Source organism: Salipaludibacillus sp. HK11 (genome assembly GCF_047795645.1).
Lineage (GTDB): Bacteria > Bacillota > Bacilli > Bacillales > Salisediminibacteriaceae > Salipaludibacillus.
The window spans coordinates 1,512,159-1,538,994 of sequence record NZ_CP181045.1; the positions used below are offsets into that span (position 1 = coordinate 1,512,159).

Sequence of the window (26,836 nt, forward strand, 5' to 3'; positions counted from 1 at the left end):
TGATGATGATGCGACATTTCTTATGGAAAGACATCAAAATAATCGTGCGTGATCGTTCGGAAATGATCACTTTACTATTGATGCCAATCATTTTAATCGGAATATTAGGGTTTGCACTCAGTGGAATCCTTGGTGGTGATACATCAGCTATTGATATCGATGTAGCCATTGTAAATGAAGATGATCGGGAAGCCGGAATTACCGAATTCCTAGAAGAAGTTGAGACTCTTGGACTGCCAGATGCTGAATTCAATCAGCTAAGAGGTATTGCGGAATCGCTTCAACCAGCTGCTCTCCTTGATGATATGTTACATGGTCCAGAGTTAAGTGAGATGATTGATACAGAAGAAAAGAACGCGGAGGAAGCGAATCAGGCACTTGAAGCAGGAAACATTGATGCCATCCTAACACTTCCAGAAAACTTCACTTATGAGAGTTTAAGGAAAATGGTGTATTCTGACGGTTCAGCCAGTGAAATTTCTCTTACGTTAAGTGACCAAGGTTCTATTTATGCCAATATTTTTTCTGAAATAATAAATGGTTTTACAACAAATTTCAATTTGGAAACTGCGATTATGACAGCTGCTGGTGATTCTTCTTCTCAACTTGATGAGTCACAGATAACGTCTTCAGACATTGGTGGAATTGTGACGGTAACAAAAAATGACCCTGTTAATTCGATGCAGTACTATACAATTGGAATGGCAGTGATGTTTGTTCTCTATGTTGCAGGAACGATTTCTGCTAAGGCAAGAGTCGAAAAGCAGCAACAAGTTTTTAACCGGATTATCCTATCTGGAGTTCACCCTAGCGCTTACCTTGCTGGGAAAGTTATTTCAGCTATGGTTGTAGCATTTTTACAACTCGTTATCTTATTTTTATCATCGACTTTTATTTTCCAAACTTTTTCATTAGGATCAGTTGATTTTTGGATAGGCATCGTTGCTATATCGGGAATTCTAGCACTTTGCGTTGGAAGTTTGGCAAGCCTCTTAACATCTCTCTCGATTCGATTTGAAGCGGAAGGAATTGACGGTATTTTCACCGGAGGGATCGTGACGATATTCGCTTTCGCTGGCGGTAGTTTCTTCCCACTCGCAGGTATGCCTGGTTTTATTGTTGAGTTTGGGAACTGGACACCAAATGGTGCAGCAATGACGGCCTACCTCCACTGGATTCAAGGGTTTGAATGGATGGATGTTGTTTCGCCATTGCTACGAGTTGTATTGATTACATTGGTGCTACTCATTACTAGTGTTATTATTTTTCCGAAAAGGAGGTCGGTGACGTCATGACTTCGATATTTTTATTACAATTGCAAAGGTTTCGACGAGAACCGTTCCTCGGTGTATCGTTTTTTGTCCTCACTCTTTTCTTTGTGTTTTTCTTAGCTGGAAATGGGTCGGGTGACAAGATTACGGTGCAAACATATCTTTCAGAAAACGTCAGCGAAACGTCGGCCGACGAATGGCTTACACTCTTAAATGAATCAGACACGTTCCGATTCGAACTTACTGATGAAGAAGATGCTCGTAATTCTGTTATTAATAGCGAGGCAAGCCTCGCATTGCAACTGATGGATGACAATTACCGTATGCTCGTTACTGTCGAAGATCAGGATTATCAGATCGTTGACAGCTATGTAAGTCAAGTTTTTCAAAAAGAACTGAGGTTAGCTGAAGTTGAATCGTCACTCGAGTCGGATGGTATTCGTGACAGTATTAGTCAAGAACTTGAGGATCCAGTTCTGACTGTCACTAGTCAGACAATCACTGGTGAAGGCGAAGGATTTGTTTACGATGAAAAGCTTCATACTCTTTTCGGGATGACCCTCTTCTTTTCAGTGTATACAATGATGTTTAGTCTCATGAACGTTGCTCAAGAAAAACGAAATGGTACATGGGATCGTTTAATTGTCTCACCATTACGTAAATGGGAAGTTTATCTCGGACACTTATTGTACTGCTTTGTTATTGGTTTTTTACAAATCTTGATGATCTTTCTATTCTTTGAATATGTATTGAACTTTAACATCGGCGCTAATTTCGGAGTTATCATGCTAATTATTGCTTGCTTTGCATTCGCTATCGTTTCCGTAGGCATGCTGATAATTGGACTAGTAAGGACTCCTCAACAGCTTCAAGCAGTGATTCCAATTGTTGCAACAGCGATGGCAATGATCGGTGGCGCCTTTTGGCCTATAGAAATTGTCTCCAATGATATCATCCTTATGCTATCTAAAGCGATGCCGCTCTACTACGGCGTAGAGGCATTAAAAGCTGTAGCGCTTCTAGATCATGGCATCTTTGAAATAGCAGGATCGTTGTCGGTCTTGATCCTGTTCGGTGTTATCTCAATGGGTATCGGTATCAATTTAATGGAACGAAGAGCTTGATATACGCGACGAACCTAACAGAGCATCCGCCCTGTTAGGTTCATTTTTTCTTATTTCTGTCTCCATCGTTTACCAACCTTTGGTTTTTTATGTTCCTTTTCAATCTCTTGATTCATTTGTAGGGTCGAAGAATTTAAATTGTTGTTTAATGGTGCTTTCTCATTTAACTGTTCATCTTTCTTCATGTGTCCAATTCCCTCCCGAATACAGTATAGTTCACTTATTTTGTCCTTTCCTCTTTATAAAATCTATGGACCTGTCAATTATGTAAATAACCTATCTAGTACTGCATTATGGATATTACCACTCTTTCTCTACACTTCTTAAAAGTATCTCATAATATTATACTGAAAAAGTATCCTCTAAACTCACGATTTTTCATTGTAATGCCTTCCTTTATGGGTTAGCTTAAACGTACGACGCATTATATATAAGGGAGGGGAAATGATGAAAACAACCATTAATAAAGCAGTTGCTTATGCACTAGTTATCAGTGGAGCTGCATGTTGGGGTCTGACGGGTATGTTTGTTCAGAACCTCTATGAATACGGATTTACTCCTTGGCAAGTAGTCACTGCACGTTTGTCCATCTCATCCATTATTTTGTTTTTCATTCTGTTTTTATTTTCGAGAGAATCTTTACAAGTAAAATTGAAAGACCTCCCTTACTTTTTTGTGTTAGGAGTCGTCAGTATTGCTTTATTTAACTGGTTTTATTTTGCGGTCATGGAACGTTCTACTGTAGCCATTGCCGTCGTATTTATTTATACGTCACCAATTTTCGCAGCAATCATTGCTAGATTTTTATATAAAGAGAAAGTTACTCCGCAGAAAAGTATTGCCATCGTGTTAACGATTCTAGGCTGCTCGCTTGCGATCGGGTTTATACCAGCAGGCAATGTTTCTGTCACCGTAGGTACGATTCTATTAGGTCTTCTTGCAGGGTTATTTTGTTCATCGTACAGCCTAATCGGAAAATTTATTAGTGGTATTTACCATCCGTTTACAATGACGTTCTACGCTCTCGTCTTCGGTAGTCTATTTACAATTCCAACAAGCGGCATATGGGAGCATCGGGATGTATTATTAACCGGAAGTATCTGGTTCCCACTGTTAGGAATTTCGATCGTTTCGACAATATTCGCATATATTTTATTCACTCTCGGCCTCTACTATGTAGAATCGAGTAAAGCCGTCATTTTATCTTCCGTCGAGTTAATTATTTCTGTAATCATTAGTGTTTATATCTTAAATGAACTACTGACACTATGGCAGGCATTTGGTATCGTACTAATTATTGTATCGATTGTTTTAACTGTTGTATCACTAAGAAGAAGAGTGAAGGAACTTTATCCAGATAAAGATATTTCTTGGCAATAAGGGAACATCGATTTTACTAGGGAATTAACTCAGTGTTTTAGCAAACTAGAAAACCAAAAAACATTCAAAAAGGTAAATAATTTGCTAAGGAAGTGATTAGGTGCAAGAGTTACTAGAGTCATTTTTAGAATTTGAGGTTTCCGAGCAAGAATATTATGAAGGCATCATTGATTTTATCTATTCTGGTAATATTAGATGTGGAGAATATGAATGTAATCAATTTGTAGTTAAAAAATGGACCATTTAAACTTTATTGTTTTCGAAGAATATATGATTAATGGAAAAAGAGAAATTCACAATTCATATAGCATTTGTAGAAGCAAATTATTTAAAACAGTTAATGAGTATGCCAATAAACAAGGATTTATATTAAGAAGCTATTAAAACACTGAAAAGGACTTCCGTATAATTACGAGTCCTTTTATTATAGTGAAAACCCACAATACTTTTTATTAGTCGACTCTTTTTCTTCTCATCCATTGTGTTAGAGCCCACTTTTCTCCTGCAACAATTGGCGCACCGCCGTGAACTGTTAATTCATTTAGAGCGCTATCATTATAGAAATACTCGAAATAAACCGCCCTCCCCTTTTGAGGAGATACAGAAAAATTCAGTTTAGGAAAATACGTTTCTCCACATCATTCAAATATATGATTAGTGTGCTAATTCTTGGATTATTTACAGCATGGATTGACGATGAAAAATAATCCAAATGTGCCTTATATTCTTGCCCTATTTCATATTTAAGAATTTGAAGACTTTCTCCATGCTCTACAGGTATGGTCATGATCTGCGATATTCTTTTTTCAATTCTGGAGACAACGTCATTTTCCCCTTCTTGCAAAAATGTACTACTACTAGTTCTTAGTTCATTTACTTCCCGTACATTCCCAATTTTAGAACGTTGTATCCTGTCTTTTGACAAACTTATCAGTTGATCACATTCTTTATCGCTTAACACATTTCCTAAAACGGCAATCAACGGTTCTTCTAATCTAGCAATGATAGGAATTTCACGATCGGGCGTTATAATTTTATTTCCGGTATGATTAAAAATAGTTGGTTCCTTTTGCGTTACATCCGTAACATCGATTATCACCTTTCACCAACTCCTTTAAAATTCGAATTTTCCGAAAAATAATATTAGTCTTTTAACATGTGAAATCCCTCTGCGAAATTTTATAATGCCACAAAGATTCCATCATTTCACTTCGCAATTCAAATAAGGATTTCCTTAATTTTACACCCAGAATTGATTTAAATCTAGCATTTTTTTTAAAACTAAAGTCTAGAGATGTATAGAAGTTCAAAGCTTTGGACATAACTAAGAAAAAAGGAGTATTGATACTGTGAAGCACCTAAATATCTTATTTATTAAGTTTGTTTCTAGCAGCTTTATCTTTTTGATTAGCTTAGGTTTGCTATTTAATGCAACCTTTTTGGAAATCATTTCATTTAGTTTAATAGTGACCATTATTTCTTATTTTTTTGGTGATCAAATCATGCTTCCGCGAATTGGAAAAAAGAGCGCGGTTGTTCTAGATTTTTTCTTAGTATATTTCATTGTCTGGGTGTTTGGAGGGGTGCTTTTTCACAGCTATTTAATGATTGGTTGGGGAAGCATTATATCGGCAACACTTTTTGTAGGATCAGAATTGTTTGTTCATTCTTATATTGTTAAGAATGTAAAGCCGCTATCTCTCGAAAAACAACGCGGCTTCAACCAAAGTTTCGCTTTTGAATTTGCTGAAGAGCAGCATCCAAATCCGGATAAAGACGAATAAGCCTCGTCTTGAAAACGTGACATCAAAAAAAGCGTTGTGACATTATTATGTCTGAACGCTTTTTCTAATTTTATTTAACACTCCAGCTATAAATATACTCCGTATGTTCATTAAGAAGTTCTAAATTAGGATCATCTATCGCCCATTTACCTTCAACATCTAATTCCTTACAAGCTAAATCAAACTGACACATGGCAATTCCCATGTCTAACAACTGCATATTATAACCTAATTTATTGTAGTTTGGTGTATGCTCTATATAAAAATGACAAGTTACTCGATCTTCTGATAACACTAGTCTCCATGGTTGTTTATTTGATGCAGATGGTCCGATTCTCACCATTTCAATAGGTACTTCTAAATAATCAGCTTTTTCTTTAGTTAACGTCATTTCAAAGCTTCCATCATAAAACAATTTATCCCACGATTTTTTATTATCTGCTTTCACAACTTTTCGAAGTGTTTTGTCAAAAAGTCGCTGTTTGTCTTTCGCGTAACCAAGTGGTGTCGCACAAGGAATAAAGTGTCCTTCATGAAGGGTTATTTCCTTTTCAAAAGATTTTCGATTAAACGTACCTCCCATCCAACAAGTGCCAATTTCTAACTCCGTTAAATACAAGACTACTTTATGAAAGGCATATCCAAACTCCACAAGGGAGTATTTATTATTTTCCGTACTACCAACTAGATACGCTCTTGGATTTTTTATAAACCCATAGGTTCCTAGCTTTATGCCTTTATCTGTCACATTATTGGTGACTTGAACAACTTGAATTCCCCCAGTCTTCCCAAATGGGGGGAATAAATTTTCTTCATTACTTATGAAATCACTTATGAGCTTATAATCCGTTTCTGTTATTTCTTTCGTATCGTAGTTTCTGATCGATTGCCGCTTCCCCATCGTTTTAATGACTGACTTTTCGAACCCCATATCTACCTACTCCCCTAAACTCAAAATATCTTCTATTCTTTTATTTAGTAAATCCTGTTAATTTTATATTAACCTATTTAGGTACCAAGGAAAACTAAAGTACTCGGTGGCTCAATAACTATCTACGAGTTAAAATAAAGGGACTAGATTAATAATCTAGTCCCTTTCTAAAATGAGCCGCCATTAGCACATATCTTCTTTTCCCCCCTATGCTTTTTTCAAGTTCCATGAAAATGGATCATCTAATATTTCCCAATCTGTATCGTACTCTGATGAAGTTAATAAACAGTTATCCAACTCCCTTGTAATTTCACCAGGGTCTAAATCAACACCTATAAATACAAGCTTGGAATGTCGATCACCAAATACGACATCCCAGTCGTCTAATAAATGAGGACTTTCTTTTATCGTTTGTTCCTGCTCCGACTTCGACAAGGATGCAACCCAATAAGTTATCGGTTCAATCGAAACGGATGGCCCTGCTTGTGACATTAAAAGAGCTAATTCATTCCTTGTAGCACACCAAACAATCCCCTTCGCTCTTACCACTTCCTCTGGCATAGAATGTATCCAATTATTAAAGCGCTCTGAATGAAACGGGAGCCGTCGCTGATATACAAAAGATGAAATGCCATATTCCTCTGTTTCAGGAGTATGCTGCTCGTGTCCTTGAGAAAGTTCACGAATCCAGCCGGCAGATGAACTGGCCTCATCAAAATTAAATAATTTCGTATTGAGTACTTCTTTTGGGGAAATCATTCCGTTTACTGTACGAATAATTTTTGACTTTGGTTGTAACGTTTTGAGGACCTTTTCCAGCTTTTCCAGTTCTATTTCTGATACTAGATCGCATTTATTTAACAGAAGAACATCACAAAACTCAATTTGATCAATAAGTAAATCCGCGATTTCCCTCGTATCGTCTTCTCCAAGCGCTTCCTTTCGATCAAGCAAACTTTCCCCTGATCTAAAGTCCTTCCAAAAACGGTTTGCATCAACGACTGTTACCATCGTGTCTAGCTGGCAAAACTTCGTTAAATCAATCCCGAGTTCTTCATCAATGTAAGAAAAGGTTTGAGCGACTGGAGTTGGTTCACTTATACCTGTTGATTCAATGACGATATAATCAACGTTTCCAGCCTTCGCTAGTTTCTCTACCTCAATTAATAAATCTTCTCTTAGAGTACAACAGATGCAACCGTTCGTCATTTCTACTAGCTTTTCTTCTGTCCTTGACAGTTCTCCACCTTGTTTCACTAGCTCTGAATCAATATTTATTTCACTCATGTCATTTACAATCACTGCTACTTTAAGAGATTCACGATTTTTCAATAAATGATTTAAGATTGTTGTTTTTCCCGCTCCTAAATAGCCGCTTAAAACAGTAACTGGAATTTTCTTTTTCATATCGCCACATCCTCTTAATTGAGTATTTAAATAGTAATGATTACGATTTATACTTCATATTACTTCCTTATCTCTTACTTGTCAAAAATATCAAATCGTTACTTTTCCATATCTTTACTTTCTATATTATTTTCATTATGTAATATTGTGTCTTCAGAAGAGGATAAAATAGTATGGGAGAATATGAGGGATTATGTATCCTTCCAAGGGATTCTATCCCTGTCCTCAATAATTATACAGAAGGTAGGATAGGTCGCCTAATAGACAAAAAACCGTACTAGCATAGTCATGCTAGTACGGACATAATCATGCTGACGGCATACCATGTACCGATTTGATTTCAAGGTATTCTTCGATTCCAAAGTCACCCCATTCACGACCGATACCGGATTGTTTGTATCCTCCGAACGGGCCGTTGAAATCTGTATTAGCGTCATTAACTTTAATGCGTCCCGATCTAATACTCGATGCTACATGCCTCAATGTTTCAGGATCTTTCCCTACAACAAAGCCTGCAAGTCCGTAAACAGAATCATTTGCCATCTCAATTGCGTCTTCCAGATCTTCGTACGTAATAATAGTCGTTACCGGTCCGAATATTTCCTCTTGAGCGATAACCGAATCGTTAGAAACATCCGTGAAAATAGTTGGCTTAGCGTAGTATCCTGTTTCCAGTCCTTCCGGCTTCCCAGTACCTCCAACGAGGAGCGTCGCTTCTTTTTCACCTTTTTTAATATAAGACTGAACCGTGTCCCACTGATCCTTTGACACAAGTGGTCCCGTGACAATTCCTTCTTTACGGGGATCCCCGTAAGGAAAGGTTGGAAGTAAATCCACAATAGTTTTCTCGAATGATTTTTTCATAGATTGAGGTATGAACACTCTAGTTCCCGCAGAGCATACTTGCCCTGTGTTTGTCATGATATTGGATATCGCTGTTTTAGCTGCCTTCTCAACGTCTGCATCTTCAAGAACGACAATCGGAGACTTTCCTCCAAGCTCCAATGCTACTTTCTTTATCGTTTCTGCGGCGTTTTTCATAATTTTTTTTCCGACCGTACCGGAACCAGTAAAGGATACGAAATCAATATCATGGTGGGAACTGATCCCATTTCCTATGACAGATCCAGATCCGTTCACTAGGTTAAATGCCCCCTTTGGCACACCCGCTTCGTCAATAATCTCTGCCAAAATCATTGCTGCAAATGGTGTCTTTGAAGCAGGCTTGAGGATAACGGGGCTTCCTGCCGCAATGGCGCTAGCAATTTTTGTAGACGCTTGATTCGTTGGAAAGTTCCACGGAGTAATTAGTCCGCTCACACCTATTGATTCTTTTAATAGCGTATGTCCACCCCTGTCCTCTGAGAATGAAAAGTCAGAGAGAGATTCAACCGCCTGCTTGAAGTGACCAAGCCCCATGTGATAATGGACCTCATCTGAAACAGACAGCGGAGCGCCAAGTTCATCTGTCATGACATCGATAAGCTCATCTTTCCTAGCCTCATAGCCTTTCACAATATTCTTTAGCCACTGGATTCGTTCTTCTTTCGTCGAACGAGAATAAGCTGGGAATGCTGCCCTTGCAGCCTTTACCGCTTTTTCTAAATCTTCTTCAGTACCTGAGCTGATTTCACCTAAAACTTGCTCAGTTGCCGGATTGATGACCTCTATTGTTTCTGGGCCAGTTGACTCAATCCATTCTCCATTAATATAATGTTTAAGCTGATTTCGCATAGAAACATCTCCTTTTTGTATATGTTAATAATCTCTATTTTTTAAAAAATAAGTGTACAGCACTTCTATTCCCAGCAAATCTATAACTAAAACAATATAAATTTAATGCATAAAAACGCATGGATTGGTGCCGACCCCCGAAAGTTAGAGTTAAAAACTAACTTTCGGGGGTGTTTTTATGGCAAAATATAGTGAAGAATTTAAAATGAAACTTGTCGTCGAGTATTTAGACGGAAACATTGGCTATGGATCATTGGCAAAAAAATATAATATGGGTAGTCGCACGTCAATTATTGAGTGGGTGAATATTTTTAAATCTCAAGGGGTGGAAGGATTAAAACGAAGAAAGTCGAAGAAGGAGTATTCTGTTCAATTTAAACTAGATACGATACAATTTATATTAGACACAGGTGCTTCCTATTTAGAAACTGCTGTTCAATTTAAATTGAACAACCCTTCCCTAATCAAACGCTGGATGAAGACATTTCGTGAACAAGGGGTAGAAGGCCTGGAACTAAAATCAAAGGGGTGGCCTTCTATGTCTAAGAAATCTAATAATAAGATGAAAAAGGAAGAAAAAAAGGTAACACGAGAAGCAGAATTAGAACGGGAGAATGAACGACTAAGGTTAGAAAATGCGTATCTAAAAAAGTTGAAAGCTTTTCGGGAAAATCCGAGTGCATTCCACGAAAAGCACAAGCAAAAATGGCATTCGAACTCAAAGAAGAGGGATTCCGATTAAAAGATATTTTCGTTGTAATAGGCATTCCTGAAGCAACCTATCACTATCATGTTAAAAACTTTGAAAAAGAAGATTTGGACACAGAACTAAAAGAACTCATTAAACATTTATTTAAGAAGTTTCATGAACGGTATGGTTATAAACGCATTACGAAAGAACTAAAGAAATCAGGACATCTTATCAATCATAAAAAAGTGTATCGAATCATGCGAGAACTTGGGTTGAAATGTGTGAAATTTATGAGGAAATCTCGTAAATACAATTCTTATAAGGGGAACGTTGGAAAAGTAGAGAAAAACCGATTATCCCGCCGTTTTAACACATCTATCCCTCTTCAAAAGTTAGTTACCGACATTACAGAATTTAAGTGTCTAGGTGAAGAGAAGTTATATTTAAATCCAATTCTTGACCTTTATAATAGAGAAGTTATTTCTTTTGGTATCAAGAAACGACCAACGTTAGATCTTGTCACGGAACCTTTAAAAGAAACGATAGAGATCATAAAGAATCGTGCAACCTATCGCACGACCATCCATTCCGATCAAGGGTGGCATTACCAGCACAACCAATGGGTGAGGACTTTAAAAGGAAATAAAATATTCCAAAGTATGTCACGTAAAGCAACCTGTGCAGACAACGCTTCAATGGAAAATTTCTTTGGCATTTTAAAGCAAGAAATGTATTATGGAGAAAAATTAGTAAGCTATGAAAAATTAAAAGAACGGATTGAAGAATATATCTACTGGTACAACCATGAACGATCAAAAGAAAAATTGGCTGGATTAAGTCCAGTCGTATTCAGAACGCAATCCAGCCAATTAGCAGCATAATATAAACTTTAACTTTTAGGGGTAACCACCATTTTTTCCATACGTTTTTGCATAAGTTATGATGTATTATTCCCGCCAAAATTTTGTGTATTCTGCTTTATCCTCGATATTAAATTCAATCATTTTTTCGAGCAATTCATAATTTACTGGCTCACTCCACTTAATTCGAAACAAGCCTTTTGTAGCGCTATAGCCAGTTTGTTTAATGTTATCGGAAAAGTGAGTAATGCCTGCTTCCTCGGGTGAAACACTCAAATGATGCTTTGCTGTGGAAAAACCGATGATATATGTACCGTGATCAGAAAACATTGGCGTATTCCACTTGATTAATGGTTGCAAATTAGGATATTTATGATTAATCCAAGTCAGAATTTCCTCTGTTCGGTCGCGGTTATCAGGATTATCGATCCCTGCTAAATATTTCGCATAAACTTCCATGTCATCCTCCAGTTATTAAAGTATTCACACTAATGGTCTAGTACTGTATATTCCTAAAATTTATACGCCAGCTTGAATATTCTTCACCGATTTCTTCACTAATGAAAAGTTTCTAAACGTTCGAGGTCCACCGTTACCGTCGGGAGTTTATTTCCAGCGTCGAAACTGGCTCAGCAGTGGATATCGCAAAGACTTTCGATATTTCACTCATTAAAATCCCATTTTCCTTAACCATGTCGCAAGTGATTCTTCTCTCTTCTGCAATGATTCACTTTTTCCGTCAAATTTTTGAAGCAATTTTTCTCCGACAATCTCACCATCGATCATATAAAGCACTCGCTCAGTTTTAGCAGCGACCTTTTGATCATGAGTCACTAACAAAATCGTCGTACCACTTTCATTAATTGTTTTAAGTAAACTCATAATATCAGTTGCAGACTGTGAGTTTAATGAACCTGTTGGCTCGTCTCCGAACAGAATTCGTGGCTCGTTAATAAGTGATCGGCAAATGGCCACACGCTGTAGCTGACCTCCTGAAGCCTGAGTGAGATCATGACTCTTCAATTGGGAAATACCCGTCTTCTTCATCAATTCTGATGCTTTTCTATTTACTTTTTTGCGGCTGTCTTTTTTTGATAAATAAGCAGAAAGAATAATATTATCAAATAGCGTAAGATTTTTTAATAGGTGATGATTTTGAAAAATAAATCCCATTTTAGTTAATCGCAACTCCGCTAATTGCTTTTCCGTTAGGGTTGCTAACTCTTGCCCATCTAACACAACACTTCCATCAGAAATTTGATCCATACCACTAAGTGTATAAAGAAGCGTTGATTTACCAGATCCAGAAGGACCCATAATGGAAACAAATTCTCCTTCTTTTACCGTTAACGTTATATTATTTAAAACTGTCATTTTCTTATTCTTTCCGAATTGTTTTTTGATTCCTTTAGTTTCAAGAATCGTTTGCATGGCAGAACCCTCCTCTTAATCTCTAAAAACGGAATGTTTCTGATCGGTTGATGAAGTGGCAATAACCGTTGTCACAATGACACACGATAAAAGCATAATTGGAAAAATGATGTACGCTTGAATTGGATCTATCACAAATTCAATTTTTGAAGCGCCCATAAATGACCAAATTGAGCTAACAAGGCTTTGACCAATTTTATTGGAAATGAGCGTACCGACCGTAATTCCAATAACCATAACTGTGACGATGCGCGATATATATTGTTGCCGAATATCCTTAATTGAAAATCCAATGCTACGCATAATGGCGTTTTGCCTAACATCTTTTGCTAATAACATTTTAATAAAAAGGGTTGTAATCAATATGGAAATAAATAGCCCAATAAAGATAGCCACGATTGTCAACATTCGTAATTGCTCCATCGTATCACCTAACGTTTGCTGTAAATAATCCTGCAAATGCGTCACTTTAGTTGGATGAAAAGACTGCGTATATTCACTTACCTTGTCTTGAATGACAACATGTTCCTCTAGGTCTACACTAATGACATACCATAACACTCGATCTTCATTAGCCGATAATCGTCCTTTGGCCGTCCTACCACCATTTGTTATGTCTTGATAGATCCCACTAACGTTCAATCCATATTCAACGCCATTTTCTGTTCTTACAATCAATGAATCTCCTACTTCTTTTTCTAAATCTTGACTATTCAAATACGAAAGAGCTAATTCATCTTCAGTTGAAGGCTCTCTACCATCCAAATAATCGAGCGGAAACTGTGAAAGATCACCTGTTTCAATGGTAAGATTATCAAATGTACCTTCCTCTTCGTTTAATACTTGAAATTGCGATGTCATATAAACTGCATATTTATCAACCTCTTCATCATTTTCTAAATAAGTGACAACATCGTTTAGCCGCTCCATCGTATCATCTGAACGCTGTAAATCGATCCGAATATCACTTTGACCAATTCCCATATAAGAAATAAACTGATGTGAATGAATCGTATTGTAGAAGTTAACTGGTACGATTATAATGAATGAACTGATAATAAAAATGATAAACAATAAAAGATATACTTTAAATCTAATGACAAGATCACGAAATCCTAAAAAAAGATTGACGGGAGTATAGCCACTTTTTGAAAGAGACAACAATTTTTTGCCCCTTTTAAATCCGTCTCCTTCGCTGCTAGCTCGTAAGGCTTGAACGGCCGAAATACGATTTAGCCTTCGTAAAGTAAACCGACAAAATAGAATAACCAATAAACCAATGACACCCACAGAAACAATTGGAATAAGTGATTCCAACAGCCCCATATTTGAGGTCCCAGCATAAACTTGAATATTTTCTGTGAATAACGGACTTAATAAAAAGGAAAGTCCGTAACCAACCAAACAAGCAATCACTGTCATCACAATGTATTTCGTTAAAAAAAGTTTCAGCATATATGAATGCCTTAATCCGATTGCTTTCATAACGCCGATCTCATGATAATCCTCTTCAATTGTTGCCTGTATCGTTAGACGGAGACAAAGACTCGCAATGACAATTAGCAATAAACTCACAAGAATAACAACGACAGCAACAATCCCATCTGTTAGCCCATTTAGTAATTGAAACGATTGGTAATCAATTGTCGGACCACTATTTGGCAACTGTGCAGCTTGGTAACTTTGTGAGAAGTCTGGTAAATAACTTAAATCTGACAACTGAAATTCAATTAAATATTCGACTTCCGCAAACTGACTTACGATATTATAATCCTCTTCATGAACTAAAAATCGTTTAGAATGAACAACGGACGGATTCATTAACGCATCGCGAACAAAATGTGTGATTGTAAAATCCATTTCCGTTGTTCCATCTGACATGGTTACTGATTCACCTATATTCAGATCATCACGTTGCTTATAATAAATAGGAACACCAATTTCTCCAGGATTAACGTGAATTCTTTCATTTTCTAAACCAAGTAAATAATCAAACGCCTCATTTTGTGTGACAAAGCTAGTATCCATCACACTATTGATTTCTCTCTCTTCGTTTTCACCGATTTGCACATTTGCACCATCGACATTCAACATGGTAACTGTTTGCTGTCCTTCGACATAATCAATTGATTGTGCGAATTGATCGATTTCAGATTGATCGATCGATCCAGCATGCATCTGCACAAAGTGAGGAGCATCCGCTTCGATAAAGAGTTGATCAATCGAATCAATTAATTTCATGATCATGCCTGAGCCACTAGCCACTAATAATGCGGCTAACATAATAAAAATCATTAAAGTTACACTTATGCTTTTTTGTCTTTTAAAATCGTTTCGTACCATCTTTAGTAACATTCGATATCCTAACTCCCTCCACTTTTCCTAACAACATTGGCTTACGATTGTTAAAAAATCTTTTTAAACGTTTTCTCAACTTATAGTAGAAAAATCCACTTTCGAAAATGCAAAGGTTGATAAATTAAAAAAATACCCTAAGCTGAGAGTTTGAAAGAAAGTTACTGCATAGGTCGTTGGATTAAATATTGTTAACATTTGTAACTCGTGAGGAAATAAATTAAGAGGTATATAGACGCCACATAAATAAGTAATCGGAATGGGATTGAGCAGTAAATGCAAAATGAGTATGCACTGAAGTATTAGTCACTAAATTCCTTTTAACGCTTCAATCGTAGTTAAAGCTAAAATCTTGTAACTTGTTGTACTAATTCCTCTTTATTCAGATGAATCATCTCCTCTTTGTGTTGAATCACTTATAAGTTGCACAATATAAGAAAATGTTCCTTGCTTAGCTCCTAAAGACTTCTCCATGATGTTAGTAAATGCCACTGCTTTTTTTATCAGTTGTTCAGGTTTCCATTGAAAGATTCCTTCATCAAATAAAAATTGAGATGCAACAAGTAGAAATTCAACCGATTCTTGCGGATAATCAGTTTCAAAAACACCTTCTTCCATTCCTTGTTCAATGACCTGTGTTAAAACAGGAGTTAATTGAACAATCGATTCAACTAAACTCTTTTGGTGCATCTCTGCATTATTTACATGATGCAATTGATCAACCATTTGCATCTTCTCATCATCACCTTGATTTTGTGACATTAAAATATGAAAGAGCTTCTCAGGAGCTGTTAAGTTCGTATCATTTGCCACACAGGTGGCAGCTTCAACCCCTTTTTTTATAAAACGCATAACAATCGCATCCATTACTTCTTCCTTCGATTGAAAGTAATAATAAAACGTCCCTTTTGCAATTCCAATCTCTTTTAATATGTCATTAATGGCTGTTCCGGTATAACCTTTTGTTAGAAACAACCTTTCCGCTACATCCATTATTTCATTACGTCGTTCTTCTGGATCTTTTATGACTCTCATTAAATTAAACCACCTTTTTGTAAACCGACCGTCAGTCTATACTTATAATAGAACTATTTTAATTCACAATCAATGCTTTTAATGTAAAATTTATCAAATTTTAATAGTTTATTTACATAATGTAAATTCCGTCATTTTTTCCTTAAACGACAAAATATCAACTCTAAAGAAATTTAACACTACGTAAATATAAGGTTACCATAATATTGAATAATTTCTTTTAAATAGGATTTACGTTCTATTGGAGGAGGTAATTTCTTGGGTTAAAGACAATCTTGGAGAAAAAATAGGTAGTCAGATAGAACAGATTGAAAATTCTTTCTTTGACTTGGATGAATTATTTTAAAAGCAGGAATTAGGTATGTACCCTTTTGTTTTAAAGCCATATAAGTTTTATGATGCCATTTATTTTATCAGGCATGTTAGCCCACCAAACTGACTGATATAGTGGGATATTCCGCATCATTTAAATGAAACGGAATTATCCATTTCTATTTGACCATAAAGAATATTTCAGTTTTTAAATAGAAAGCACCAAGTTTATTGACAACCGTACACCCCCCCCATTGGAATGTTATTTTGTTTACTAAGTCGCTGTTTCAGTTACTTCTAATGAATAAATTTATGAACCGAGAGTAACACTACACAAAGAACTAATTGGAGGGGATTAATGATATGAAATTGATTATTCTCTGGTCACTCTTGCTATTGCCATGGGCGTCCTTGTTTTTTTTGAAAATGGATACTGTGCGCAGGTACATGCCGGTAGCTCTATTTATGACCGTTATTCATACCTTGTCATATCAAGCAGCTTACCATTACGGGTGGTGGAAAGAGGTAGATTCCAGTCTTTTCGGATGGGATAAAGTCGCCCCAGTTCCTTGGGTCTATGGTCCATATTTAGTTATAGTTATCTGGATATTCCACTTTACTTTCGGGAAATTTTGGATTTATTTGACTGTCAATATACTTTTGGACGGGTTATTTATGTACATCGGTTACCCGGTTTTGCAACGGATGGGGCTTGTTTCGAGTGAATCGACTGTATCTACACTAGCTATTGTTGCTATGATGATCGGTTTTGCACTTATCATCTATCTGTATCAACTATGGCAGGAGAAATTATTCAAACCGACCTAAAACTAAAACAAATTTATAGATGTTAAAGAACTTACTTGATGTTCCCCTTCATTTTAAAAGGAAAGCGAACTGAAACTCCACACTCTGTACGAAGCAGTAGATTCGACACATTCTACATAAAAAGGCCTGCACCTTGCTAGATATTTTTATGTAGAAGATGGCCATATCTGAGAGAATCTGTGCATTTACCTCACATGTGATGAGATGAGAAAAAATAGTCTTTCCATATTAGAAAGACTATTGAATAAAAGCAAAGTAATTAATTTGTTAAAAACAATTCCTCTATTTCTTCTAATCCTTTTTGACGTTCAATCGGATCCCAGAATCCCCATGTTGTAGAAAGGGTATGGACATTCTCGTTTTTAACAGCCTCTAAATTATTCCAAACCTCTCCATCCGTGACCGAATTATAATACTCTCCACTATTAAAGAAGGTAACATCAAAAATATGGTCAGGATTATACTTTACCAATCCTTCTATTGAAATATTTTCACCGAAATCTTCTGGTAGATTTTCAGCAGGTATTAATTTTAAATCATCAAATAAAAGCGAATTAGTTGCATGATTGGTCGTACCAAACACTCGAATATCTTCTTTATTTATCGCAACGGCCATAAATGTATCGTCACCGACTTTTTCTCGTATACGGTCTCCGATCTCTTCCGCTTGTTTCTCCATATCTTCAATGATCTTTTTACCTTCCTCTAACTTTCCTGCTGCTTCAGCCACTTTCAAATGATCTTCTTTCCAATCTCCGCCAACTTCTACAACTACTGTTGGGATCGTACTAGATAACTGATCATATAAAGGCTTATAACGATCACTAATAATTAATAAATCCGGATTTAAATCAACAATTTCCTCTGGATTAATTTCATCCGCATAAGGCAAGGCTGTTACTCCTGCTAACTCATCCGTTAAATGTGGGGGAAACTCATTGTCATAGGCCATGACTGCAAATGGCTTCACTCCAACTGATACTAATGAACCTTCCCAAGATACATGTGATAAAAGGACAATTTTCTCAGGGTTCATTGGTACTTCTGTTTCTCCATATAAATGCTCAACTTTTCTTGTCTCCGCTTCTTCTTCTACTTCCGTTTCTTCTTCTACTTCCTCTATTTCTTCCTCTATTTCTGGTTCTTGATTTTCTTTTAGTTCATCCGCATTACTCTCTTCACTAGCACAACCTGATAATACCAGCAATAGCAGCATTAGCAACAAAAAAAAAGGTGATAAGTATTTTCTCATTCTTCTTCCTCCTAATTAATAATGAAACTCATTCTCAATTATAGTGGCTATATGCGAGACTGAACATGGACATTTTTAACATATTGAATGGAGAAAACAATCATTTACGATGACTTTACCTTCGATCTTTGAAATGTATTCACAAATTCTGCGAGCATTTTTTTTCTTCCGAGTGGTCCCCATGGATCCCACTCTTCACTATTTGGAAAGTACACTTCATTGGCCTGAACGGCCTTCATCATTTTCCATTCCTTTGTCTGCGCAAGCTTCCAAACATTGCGTTCATGGCTCCAAAGAATAAGGAGTTTGTCACATTGTAACTGAGCTAATTGTTCTACCGAAACAATTTGGTAGCCGCTTTTTGGTAACTGATGATGTGGCTCAAATCCTAACTTTTGATAAAGAAGATCAAGAAGTGCATGATCCTTGTAGCCATACAGACGAATTTCTTTTTTACGAACCCAAATGACAGCCCATTTCCCCCTTTTAGTTAATGGACATAGCTCATCTCTCACGGTATTTTCCAATATTTCAACCTCTCGCTCTATGTGATCGACTTTGCTTTCTTTTCCAAATAAACGAGCAATCTCCCTTAAATACTCATACCAATTTGCTTGAAAGGGAATATGCTCAACCTTATGATCATGTGGTAATAAAATCGATTGGTTCTCTCCATTATGCAGAAATGTTTTTAGAATTCGGTCAGGCTGCGCTTGTAAGATTTCTTCAGGTTGAAAGACTTTTTCGGCATTTAATAATTGTGTTCCTTCGAGACCCTTTTCTAAATACCTCGGTACGCCTCCACTCGTTGGATAAACCGATGGATAGGCAGGTGCTGCCACCGGCTGTATCCCTAAAGCCAGTAAATGATCTTGTAAAAACATTTGACTTACAATAGCAATCCTCTCCTCAGACCTTTTCATATACACCGAAGGAGGTAATCCTACTTTTTCCTTAAACAGTCTACTAAAATAAAACTCATCCTGCATCCCTACTTTTAATGCTACTTCCTTTGTTGTGATCCCTTTATTTTGAACCATTAATTCTTTTGCAGCTCGTATTCTTTCTCTAATCAGAAATTCCTTTGGAGATAATCCAAATTTCTTCTTAAAAGCTCTTGTAAATGAAGTTGGATTCATATTGGCTTTTTCGGCTAATTTACAAATCGTATACGGATTTGATAGGTGAATTCTCATGATATCGATAATCTCGTCCATCTCATCTACTTCTGATGGTTCCGTTAGCAGTGATAATAAATACCATACCGTACTCTTAAAACGACAAGATTCTGAGTATGATTTCCTCCCTTGAAGCGATAAAGCCTCCTGCCATAATGGACTTACTTTTGCTGGTAATTGTTTAGCTAAACGAGCAGAGAATAAAAAAGATAATTCCGTTTCATTTTTGGGCCAGGATATGATGTAAACATTGAAAAGCTGAGAAGATGAAGAGAAAAGTTCACTTTCTTCTGTAAAAATATAGCATTTCCCTGTAACGACTTTGATCTCCTCTTCTCCACTACGTAAAAAGCCTATACCTGATGAAATATAAATCAGGCAATTATATTTATGTAGTTGGTTAATTGTTTCACTTATTCCTTCTCGCATTTTTAATAAAGATATGTGAAAAGGATCAACCTGTTCTAGATGAATATAGGACATATAATTAACACCTTCCAAATTTATTGAAAAACAATTGACAAAGATTACCTAGTAATAGTAGATTAATAAGTAATCACAAAATAATTGAAAATGATTATCATTTTCAATTAAAAATTAATAAGAGAGTTGATTCAATGTGGATACATCATCAAAACTTCTAATAAATAATAAACCTATCATTCCGTTTGAAAGAACTTGGAATAAAACCATTAAATGGGGAATAATTGGGATTTCCCTTCTCTTCATCAGCTTCCTCCTGTCTATAGGCCTTGGAGCTGTTTGGATTGAACCCTCTGTGATCATTGATTCTTTTTTTTCATTTGATAAAGATAATATTGAACACCAACTTATCTTTGAAGTGAGGTTTCCGAGAGCATTAGCGTCTGCTTTAATTGGTGCTGCTCTTGCAGTAGCCGGAACGATTATGCAGGGTCTGACTAGAAATCCACTTGCCGATCCTTCGATTATTGGAATCACACATGGGTCTGGTTTAGCCATCGCCATTTCTCTTGCATTTATCGGATCGGGCTCCTATTGGACGCTCCTCATTTGGTCTTTCTCCGGGGCTGCATTGGGTGCCACCTGTGTATTAGCTTTTTCGATGTTCTCAAAGGATCGCATCTCACCAGTGACATTAACATTAGCAGGAGCTGCATTAAGTACTCTTTTTAGTGCTCTATCAACAGGAATTGCCCTCTATTATCAAGTAGCTCAAGATCTTAGTTTTTGGTTTGCGGGTGGACTTTCCGGTACAAAATGGTTGCATGTTTTTGTTCTTCTTCCGACAGTCGTATTCGGCGTATTTCTAGCTCTTTGTATTAGTCGTTCTCTAACCATTCTTGTTATGGGAGAAGAGATCGCTACTGGACTGGGGCAGTCTCATCAAAGAGTGAGATTGATAGGTATCGTTACAGTTATCCTTTTATGTGGGGCCGCAGTTTCAATTGGTGGAGCCATTGGATTTATTGGTCTTGTTATTCCACACATTGTTCGCCTGCTCGTAGGTTCTGACTATCGAGCGGTCATTCCGCTGAGTGCTATTGCTGGAGCTTTGCTTCTCATTCTTGCAGATGTTGGTGCTCGCATGATTAATCCTCCCTTCGAAACTCCTGTAAGTGCCGTAACTGCAATTATTGGTGTACCGGTTTTCCTTTATTTATCTCGACAGAAAAGAGGGTATATCTAATGGAATGGAAACAAGCTTTTCATCAATCAAAATTTTGGTTACTTAGCTTTATGCTTTTAATCATCGCAGTCTTTTTCCTAAGCCTTTCAACTGGGATTATACCCATTTCGATAAAAGAAATCGTTACGACATTTAAGGGAAATGGCACGCCTCAACAGGAACTCGTTCTTTACCAGCTTAGATTACCAAGAATGGTTATAGCACTCTTAATTGGAGCTGGAATTGCCCTTTCTGGTGCTATTCTTCAAGGATTATCGAGAAATTCTCTAGCTGATCCAGGAATTCTAGGAATCAATGCTGGTGCAGGGCTTGCCGTAGTCTTTTGTATGTTTTTGTTCAGACAGTCCAATAGCAGTTTATTAGCTTCTCCATTTTTCCTACCTGTTTTTGCATTGATTGGTGCTCTGACAATTGCCTTTTTAATCTACTTTTTTTCTTGGAAAAATGGCATTGAACCAGGAAGGCTTCTTTTAATGGGTTTAGGATTTAACGCACTATGTGGTGCGTTATTAATTATTCTACAGTTAAAAATGGACCCAAAGGATTTCCAACAGGCGACGATCTGGCTTACAGGAAGTATCTGGGGGGCACAATGGCCATATGTATGGGCTTTACTTCCATGGATTGTCATCTTAACACCAATTGCTTTTTTAAAAGCAAGGACAATGAACCTTCTCCAATTTAGTGAGACGATCCCCCATGGCCTTGGTTTAAAAGTAGAGTCTGAACGCCGCCTTCTTTTATGCCTTTCAGCAGCACTAGCAGGATCTTGTGTCGCTGTCGGAGGGGGAATTGCTTTTGTAGGACTACTAGCACCACACCTTGCCAGAAGATTGAACGGGCCAAATTATTTTAGCCTTTTGCCTGTTTCAGCTTTCATTGGAGCATTTCTTTTACTGCTCGCCGATATGATTGGTAAAAATCTCTTATCACCTGCTGATGTTCCTGTTGGAATTGTCATCTCCGTAATTGGAGCACCATATTTAATTTATATGCTTTTAACAAGAAAAAACGTTGGGATGAATAGCTAATAGATGACTGATGTCTAAAAAGGAATATGACAATTATATGGTTCGTCTCTTTGTTCACGTATTCTTTTCATGATTATTTAGGTGTGACATATTCTTTTTGACCTTTTACATAATAGACCTCTTGCTTGCTATTGATAATAAACGAAGGGGGTGGCTTTCCACGATTCGCACGATGGCCTGTTAAGTGAATATCACTCGTTTCCCATGCTTTCCATGCATACTCTGATTCCCAGCGAATCATGATGATGACCTCTTCAGCACCTTTTCTCTATTTTTTTGTAGAACGCTAAGATCTATAAAGCCTGTTTGCTGTTCAATAATCTCTTCTGATGCAAAGCGCTGAACCATACGTTCTCCATTTCCTTCCGTTACTGAAAGGCTTTTAAATTGGATAAACATTCGTACATTCCTTCTTTAAATTTCTAACTCTATTTGTTATTATGTCGATAATGATAATCATTATCAATATAATAACAAATAACTGCCTAACACGCCTATAAAAAACATTTATGGAATATATAATAAGTAATTTGCTATCCACAGATATTAGCACCGCAAGAAAATGCAAATTTCCATACGAGAAAAAAAGTCCCTAAATCCAACACTTCAAGGAAGTAGACCCCCTCGTTTTAACTATGCTGATTCTCGGGTTTATTTCTCTTATACTATTTGGCTGGCGACAGCTGAAAATGAAGACACCTTTGCTAGATATTCGAGTTTTTCGGTATCCGATGTTTACTCTCGGGTTATTGCACTAATGCTCGTTCTTCCCATTTACTTACAGGGAGCACTTCTCTTCAGTGCCGTAACTGGTGGTCTTATCATGCTTACGTGTAAAAGACCAATATTCTACGATTTTGTATTTCCTTGCCATAAACATGACGTATAACACTATTTATCGATCAATTACTTTGGGCTTTTCAGGGAATCACTGCAGAATGGTTAAACCATACGATGATTAATTTATTTTTCACGTTTTATATATGTCCGGTGACTCTGATTATTTTTTTCCAGCGAATGCCTATAGCTTGAAATACAAAGATGATCTATATAGCAGTTTGGGTGATTTTTTACACTATTAATGAGGCATTATTTGCTCATAAAGGATTATTTATATACGGAGGTGGGTGGAATAACTGGAAGAATATTGTTAAACACAACATTGTTTATGTTTTTGCTCATCCATTATAGAAAACCTGCTTTGGCACTTATTCTTGCTTTACTAGCAGCAGTACTTTTCTATTTCATTTTTCCAGTTCCACTCTATTTATTAAATCATTCCAGAGGTGATATTTTTGATATTTGTCCAAAATGTTCTGTCCACTCCAGTCTTTTTGTCGCTACTATTTTTGACCTATTTATCCATAGCGCTCTATTTATTTAAACTCGAAAAAAGAAATTCTAAAAAATAATGATAAATACAACAGTTTAAACAAATCTAAATATGATTGTTCCAAGCAAAATGTGATATTTGGACTTGGTCCTTTTTTAATACTACCTTTTCTACTCTCGATAAATGGATTAAATAGTTTATAAAGGAATTACTTCGCTTCAGATCCCTCGACAACCTTTTCCGCTGTTTTATCTGTGTCCTTAGGACCATTGTCTACTGCTCTTAGCTCTGTGTGACGACTTCGTTTAATAAACCGATTGCTTGTTGTAATTTGCCGATTGCTTCTTCAGCTGAATAAATTGGGTCTGGTAGGTTTTCGAAAGCTGCGAAGGAATCATCGGCAATTAAAGAGAAAGCATTATTAACTCTTGCTACTTGAAGCCATACCATATCACCTTCAATGTTACACCCATTTGTGTCATCTGAAGTTTGATTTGTTACGACACTTACTACAGCGTTTGTATCAAAATCCATTTTTCAAAGCATGCTTTTGTCTAAATATTATTATCTTGCATAACCATTAATAGCTTCTGCATCATACATATATTTAAAATCATGAGTAACTTGAACGCTCATAACAAAATCTCCACTTACTTCTATATATAGAAACGAGCATTCATCAAATTATATGCCGATACGCCAGTTTCTGAAACAGCACCATTTTTAATTGCAGAAGAAATCACTTCTAGCTGATGCTTCAATAATTAACGATTCTTTTATGGAATTTGCATCACTTTCGTTCATCCATGCATTTAAATTCATTAAAAGTAAATTCATCCCTTTTACCACTTCCGTTTCTATTATTATTTTATTGCTATATTAATAAATTCTAACTTCTGCCTTTATTAATTAAATCATAATCAGGCTATTCTTGCTTTTTTTCGACACAAGTGTCATTAACGTCTATCAATTAATATGAGTATTTAAGTATTGAGAGGATACAGTACCACTTTCATTTAATAGTAATAATGGAATGTGACGCCTCACATGAAATAATTGATAAAAAAGATTAACAGAATCATTTATGTAGCTAGGAAATCTTATACTTTCCTTCATGTAAAAGATAATCCCATTACTTATTTTCATGATAGGCTATCTACATAGTCGGAAATACTCATTTCATTTACTTGGGAACAGAATGGCCTATGTGAGGTTTTCATATAAATGAATATAGTGCTTTAGCGTCTTTAAAAATAAATTTAATTTATAGTTTTTCACAATTTTTTTTTCAGCATACCCTCCATATCCCATTGATATGGTTCTTTTCGTAATCATAGAATTCAACTTAAATGCTTCTTTAATTAGCTCTAAATTTCCATGTTCAGAATCTATTTCATTTACTAATTTTCGATAATGCTTCTTAGTGAGCCCTTTTAGTTCATATTCATATTTGTCATTAATATATTCCGCAATTGACAAAAATAATTCTCTTTCGAATCTGCTAACTCTTGCATAATCAAAAATTAAAGACTTATCTTTCTCTAACTCCTCATGAAATATTCTAATATTATCTAAGTTCCTCATTGGTTTACCTCCTTAGAAAGGATTTCTTCACAGAAGCTAAACAGAACTTCTATCTCACTTATTATCTTATTTGTTTCTAAAACTGAAGGGTACATTAAGTTATCGCCTATTCCCCTTGTGAAGTTCATGCGCCATTTTGAAAGTATAATATAATTTTCCCACCTTATTGGTTCAAAACCTAAATAATAAATTAATTCATTATATGCTGAATATTTACCAAAATTAGGACGTCCAATTTTAAAACAAGTTAATAAACTAAGATTTCTACATAGAAAGAATAACATTGATAAATCGTAACTATTTACCATATTAGTAGTTATACTCTCCTTTGCTTCAGCAAATAAATCTTTATATAAATTTAAATTTTTCCTATAATTCTGAAAATCGTTTAGACCTTTGAAGATATCCATATTATATCTATTAAATATATATTTTCCTTCTAGTTTCAAATGCCAAAGAAACATTGAACCATCATCAAGCATTTTATTAAAAACTTCTTTTGAATATAGTGATACATTTGTCTTTTTATCATCAATTATCCTACTAACCTTTTTAATTAAATTATTTTTATTAACTTCAGAGTAATTATCATCAATTAGAATAAAAATATCTACGTCTGAGTTGTTATCGGCATCATTTCTTGCTTTTGAACCAAACAAAATGACTGCTTCTAAACCATCTATTTTTTTAAAACCATCTATTTTATTCATTTAGCAATTCTCCTATAAACTCCGGATATTAAAAAACCCAAGAAAATTAATCCTAATAAATTCTCAATCGCGAATATTAATTGTGTCTTCCAGGTTATTGGAATATAATTCCCATATCCTATAGTAGTAAAATTAGTATAACTAGCATAAAAAGAATCCCAAAAATCTAATTTAACTAATATAGCGCCATTAACAGAACTGGTAATATACTCACTCCCTGTAAAATAATAAATCAATAAAGCAAAAAAGAAGACTAATATTAGACCAGCACGAAAAAGTCTTGATAGCCTTAATCCATATCCCCATACTAAATCATTAGATACTAGCGAAATGTAGTTTAAATACGCAAGAACTCTTGATAATAAATCTTCTCTCTCCTTATGATAACTTGTTGCACATTTAACTCTTTCCATTAGCAAGTCTTTTTCAGCATCAAGTATCTTAATAAGTAATTCATCAGCTGATTTATTTTCTCCAACACTAAGCTGATTCATCCTAAGTTCTTTTAATAAGTTTATTTTTAGGTTTGTTTCTTGGGGCAAGCACCCTAGTACCTCTTTTAAATTAATATGACAATTCCTTATCTTTACATACCTTAAATTACAAGAATTAAACTTAGTATTTTGAAGGTCACAACTCTCAAATGAACTTCCAGTAAAGTCAATATTATTAAAAGTCGCGTACCTTAGATAACATTTCTCAAATAAAGAGTTATTTACACTACAGCTCGTAAAATTTGCTTTTTTAAGACCCAAATTACTAAAAGTCGATTTGAAAATTCTAACTTTTTCTAAAGTAAATGTATCATTTTCCTCAAATTTTATATGTAATTTTTCATGCTCAACTTCTAAATTTAAATCTTGAATACTTATCTCTTCCAGACTCATAGAACCCCCCCAAAAAAAATGGTAGATTAAGCTTCGAATCACTATAATA

25 protein-coding genes and 2 pseudogenes are annotated in these 26,836 nt (G+C 35.8%); 10 read left to right on the forward strand and 17 right to left on the reverse strand.

Annotated features, from left to right (window positions below; genetic code table 11):
* Positions 1-2 precede the first annotated feature (2 nt).
* A complete protein-coding gene (locus ACM26V_RS07480; protein WP_416150799.1) occupies positions 3-1,295 on the forward strand; it encodes an ABC transporter permease in 1,293 nt (430 codons plus the stop codon).
* Entirely contained in the window at positions 1,292-2,395 is a 1,104-nt protein-coding gene (locus ACM26V_RS07485) for an ABC transporter permease (RefSeq protein ID WP_416150800.1), read from the forward strand. The genes ACM26V_RS07480 and ACM26V_RS07485 overlap by 4 nt, the downstream gene beginning before the upstream one ends.
* A 50-nt stretch (positions 2,396-2,445) precedes the next feature.
* Here ACM26V_RS07485 and ACM26V_RS07490 read toward each other — a convergent pair whose 3' ends face one another.
* Complete coding sequence (locus ACM26V_RS07490) at positions 2,446-2,580, reverse strand: hypothetical protein (RefSeq protein ID WP_416150801.1); 135 nt, start codon at positions 2,578-2,580, stop codon at positions 2,446-2,448.
* A gap of 259 nt (positions 2,581-2,839) precedes the next feature.
* Here ACM26V_RS07490 and ACM26V_RS07495 point away from each other — a divergent pair, with 259 nt between their 5' ends.
* Together ACM26V_RS07495 and ACM26V_RS07500 are read left to right on the forward strand one after the other, a co-directional pair.
* Positions 2,840-3,775 carry a DMT family transporter gene (locus ACM26V_RS07495; protein WP_416150802.1) on the forward strand — a complete coding sequence of 312 codons (936 nt, stop codon included), beginning with the start codon at positions 2,840-2,842 and terminating at the stop codon, positions 3,773-3,775.
* 100 nt (positions 3,776-3,875) lie between these two features.
* Positions 3,876-4,022 carry a hypothetical protein gene (locus ACM26V_RS07500; protein WP_416150803.1) on the forward strand — a complete coding sequence of 49 codons (147 nt, stop codon included), beginning with the start codon at positions 3,876-3,878 and terminating at the stop codon, positions 4,020-4,022.
* A gap of 205 nt (positions 4,023-4,227) precedes the next feature.
* On the opposite strand, the pseudogene ACM26V_RS07505 reads toward ACM26V_RS07500, so the two are convergent.
* Positions 4,228-4,868 (reverse strand): annotated as a pseudogene (locus ACM26V_RS07505) (2OG-Fe(II) oxygenase).
* Between the two features lie 256 nt (positions 4,869-5,124).
* Here ACM26V_RS07505 and ACM26V_RS07510 point away from each other — a divergent pair.
* Positions 5,125-5,559 (forward strand): YndM family protein, encoded by a 435-nt coding sequence (locus ACM26V_RS07510; protein ID WP_416150804.1) that lies wholly within the window; start codon positions 5,125-5,127, stop codon positions 5,557-5,559.
* Positions 5,560-5,629: 70 nt separating this feature from the next.
* Here ACM26V_RS07510 and ACM26V_RS07515 read toward each other — a convergent pair whose 3' ends face one another.
* The 3 genes from ACM26V_RS07515 to ACM26V_RS07525 all read right to left on the reverse strand — a co-directional run bounded on the left by ACM26V_RS07515 (position 5,630) and on the right by ACM26V_RS07525 (position 9,631).
* Positions 5,630-6,490: a nitroreductase family protein gene (locus tag ACM26V_RS07515; RefSeq protein ID WP_416150805.1), complete on the reverse strand. Its 861-nt coding sequence runs from the start codon at positions 6,488-6,490 to the stop codon at positions 5,630-5,632.
* Positions 6,491-6,697: 207 nt separating this feature from the next.
* Positions 6,698-7,897, reverse strand: coding sequence for a GTP-binding protein (locus ACM26V_RS07520; RefSeq protein ID WP_416150806.1), 1,200 nt, complete (start codon positions 7,895-7,897; stop codon positions 6,698-6,700).
* Between the two features lie 306 nt (positions 7,898-8,203).
* Positions 8,204-9,631: an aldehyde dehydrogenase family protein gene (locus tag ACM26V_RS07525; protein WP_416150807.1), complete on the reverse strand. Its 1,428-nt coding sequence runs from the start codon at positions 9,629-9,631 to the stop codon at positions 8,204-8,206.
* A gap of 178 nt (positions 9,632-9,809) precedes the next feature.
* Here ACM26V_RS07525 and ACM26V_RS07530 point away from each other — a divergent pair, with 178 nt between their 5' ends.
* Both ACM26V_RS07530 and ACM26V_RS07535 read left to right on the forward strand, forming a co-directional pair.
* The gene (locus ACM26V_RS07530) at positions 9,810-10,373 is read left to right on the forward strand and encodes a transposase (RefSeq protein WP_416150808.1); all 564 of its coding nucleotides are present in this window, start codon (positions 9,810-9,812) and stop codon (positions 10,371-10,373) included.
* Positions 10,337-11,203, forward strand: a complete 867-nt coding sequence (locus ACM26V_RS07535; protein ID WP_416150809.1) for an IS3 family transposase — start codon at positions 10,337-10,339, stop codon at positions 11,201-11,203. Before ACM26V_RS07530 ends, ACM26V_RS07535 begins: the two co-directional genes overlap by 37 nt.
* Before the next feature lie 66 nt (positions 11,204-11,269).
* On the opposite strand, the gene ACM26V_RS07540 is transcribed toward ACM26V_RS07535, so the two are convergent.
* The 4 genes from ACM26V_RS07540 to ACM26V_RS07555 form a co-directional block, all read right to left on the reverse strand.
* On the reverse strand, positions 11,270-11,641 hold the full coding sequence (locus tag ACM26V_RS07540) for an iron chaperone (RefSeq protein ID WP_416150811.1): 372 nt from the start codon (positions 11,639-11,641) through the stop codon (positions 11,270-11,272).
* Positions 11,642-11,851: 210 nt separating this feature from the next.
* Positions 11,852-12,613: an ABC transporter ATP-binding protein gene (locus ACM26V_RS07545; protein WP_416150812.1), complete on the reverse strand. Its 762-nt coding sequence runs from the start codon at positions 12,611-12,613 to the stop codon at positions 11,852-11,854.
* Positions 12,614-12,628: 15 nt separating this feature from the next.
* Positions 12,629-14,968 (reverse strand): FtsX-like permease family protein, encoded by a 2,340-nt coding sequence (locus tag ACM26V_RS07550; RefSeq protein ID WP_416150813.1) that lies wholly within the window; start codon positions 14,966-14,968, stop codon positions 12,629-12,631.
* A 378-nt stretch (positions 14,969-15,346) separates the two neighbouring features.
* Complete coding sequence (locus ACM26V_RS07555) at positions 15,347-16,003, reverse strand: TetR/AcrR family transcriptional regulator (protein ID WP_416150814.1); 657 nt, start codon at positions 16,001-16,003, stop codon at positions 15,347-15,349.
* Between the two features lie 738 nt (positions 16,004-16,741).
* Here ACM26V_RS07555 and ACM26V_RS07560 point away from each other — a divergent pair.
* Complete coding sequence (locus tag ACM26V_RS07560) at positions 16,742-17,143, forward strand: hypothetical protein (protein ID WP_416150815.1); 402 nt, start codon at positions 16,742-16,744, stop codon at positions 17,141-17,143.
* A gap of 259 nt (positions 17,144-17,402) precedes the next feature.
* On the opposite strand, the gene ACM26V_RS07565 is transcribed toward ACM26V_RS07560, so the two are convergent.
* The 3 genes from ACM26V_RS07565 to ACM26V_RS07575 form a co-directional block, all read right to left on the reverse strand.
* Complete coding sequence (locus ACM26V_RS07565) at positions 17,403-18,395, reverse strand: ABC transporter substrate-binding protein (protein WP_416150816.1); 993 nt, start codon at positions 18,393-18,395, stop codon at positions 17,403-17,405.
* 104 nt (positions 18,396-18,499) lie between these two features.
* Positions 18,500-20,056: a helix-turn-helix domain-containing protein gene (locus ACM26V_RS07570; RefSeq protein WP_416150817.1), complete on the reverse strand. Its 1,557-nt coding sequence runs from the start codon at positions 20,054-20,056 to the stop codon at positions 18,500-18,502.
* A gap of 114 nt (positions 20,057-20,170) precedes the next feature.
* Positions 20,171-20,302: a hypothetical protein gene (locus ACM26V_RS07575; protein ID WP_416150818.1), complete on the reverse strand. Its 132-nt coding sequence runs from the start codon at positions 20,300-20,302 to the stop codon at positions 20,171-20,173.
* Between the two features lie 49 nt (positions 20,303-20,351).
* On the opposite strand from ACM26V_RS07575, the gene ACM26V_RS07580 reads away from it, so the two are divergent.
* Positions 20,352-21,242, forward strand: a complete 891-nt coding sequence (locus ACM26V_RS07580; protein ID WP_416150819.1) for a FecCD family ABC transporter permease — start codon at positions 20,352-20,354, stop codon at positions 21,240-21,242.
* The gene (locus ACM26V_RS07585) at positions 21,242-22,273 is read left to right on the forward strand and encodes a FecCD family ABC transporter permease (RefSeq protein WP_416150820.1); all 1,032 of its coding nucleotides are present in this window, start codon (positions 21,242-21,244) and stop codon (positions 22,271-22,273) included. The genes ACM26V_RS07580 and ACM26V_RS07585 overlap by 1 nt, the downstream gene beginning before the upstream one ends.
* 73 nt (positions 22,274-22,346) lie before the next feature.
* Here ACM26V_RS07585 and ACM26V_RS07590 read toward each other — a convergent pair.
* From ACM26V_RS07590 to ACM26V_RS07610, 5 genes and pseudogenes are all read right to left on the reverse strand, one after another.
* Positions 22,347-22,672: pseudogene (locus ACM26V_RS07590) on the reverse strand (antibiotic biosynthesis monooxygenase family protein).
* Between the two features lie 1,216 nt (positions 22,673-23,888).
* The gene (locus ACM26V_RS07595; protein WP_416151963.1) at positions 23,889-24,140 is read right to left on the reverse strand and encodes a hypothetical protein; all 252 of its coding nucleotides are present in this window, start codon (positions 24,138-24,140) and stop codon (positions 23,889-23,891) included.
* 669 nt (positions 24,141-24,809) lie between these two features.
* Positions 24,810-25,190 carry a hypothetical protein gene (locus ACM26V_RS07600; RefSeq protein ID WP_416150821.1) on the reverse strand — a complete coding sequence of 127 codons (381 nt, stop codon included), beginning with the start codon at positions 25,188-25,190 and terminating at the stop codon, positions 24,810-24,812.
* The gene (locus ACM26V_RS07605; RefSeq protein ID WP_416150822.1) at positions 25,187-25,900 is read right to left on the reverse strand and encodes a nucleotidyltransferase domain-containing protein; all 714 of its coding nucleotides are present in this window, start codon (positions 25,898-25,900) and stop codon (positions 25,187-25,189) included. Before ACM26V_RS07605 ends, ACM26V_RS07600 begins: the two co-directional genes overlap by 4 nt.
* Positions 25,897-26,787 (reverse strand): ion channel, encoded by an 891-nt coding sequence (locus ACM26V_RS07610; protein ID WP_416150823.1) that lies wholly within the window; start codon positions 26,785-26,787, stop codon positions 25,897-25,899. Before ACM26V_RS07610 ends, ACM26V_RS07605 begins: the two co-directional genes overlap by 4 nt.
* Between the last annotated feature and the right edge of the window lie 49 nt (positions 26,788-26,836).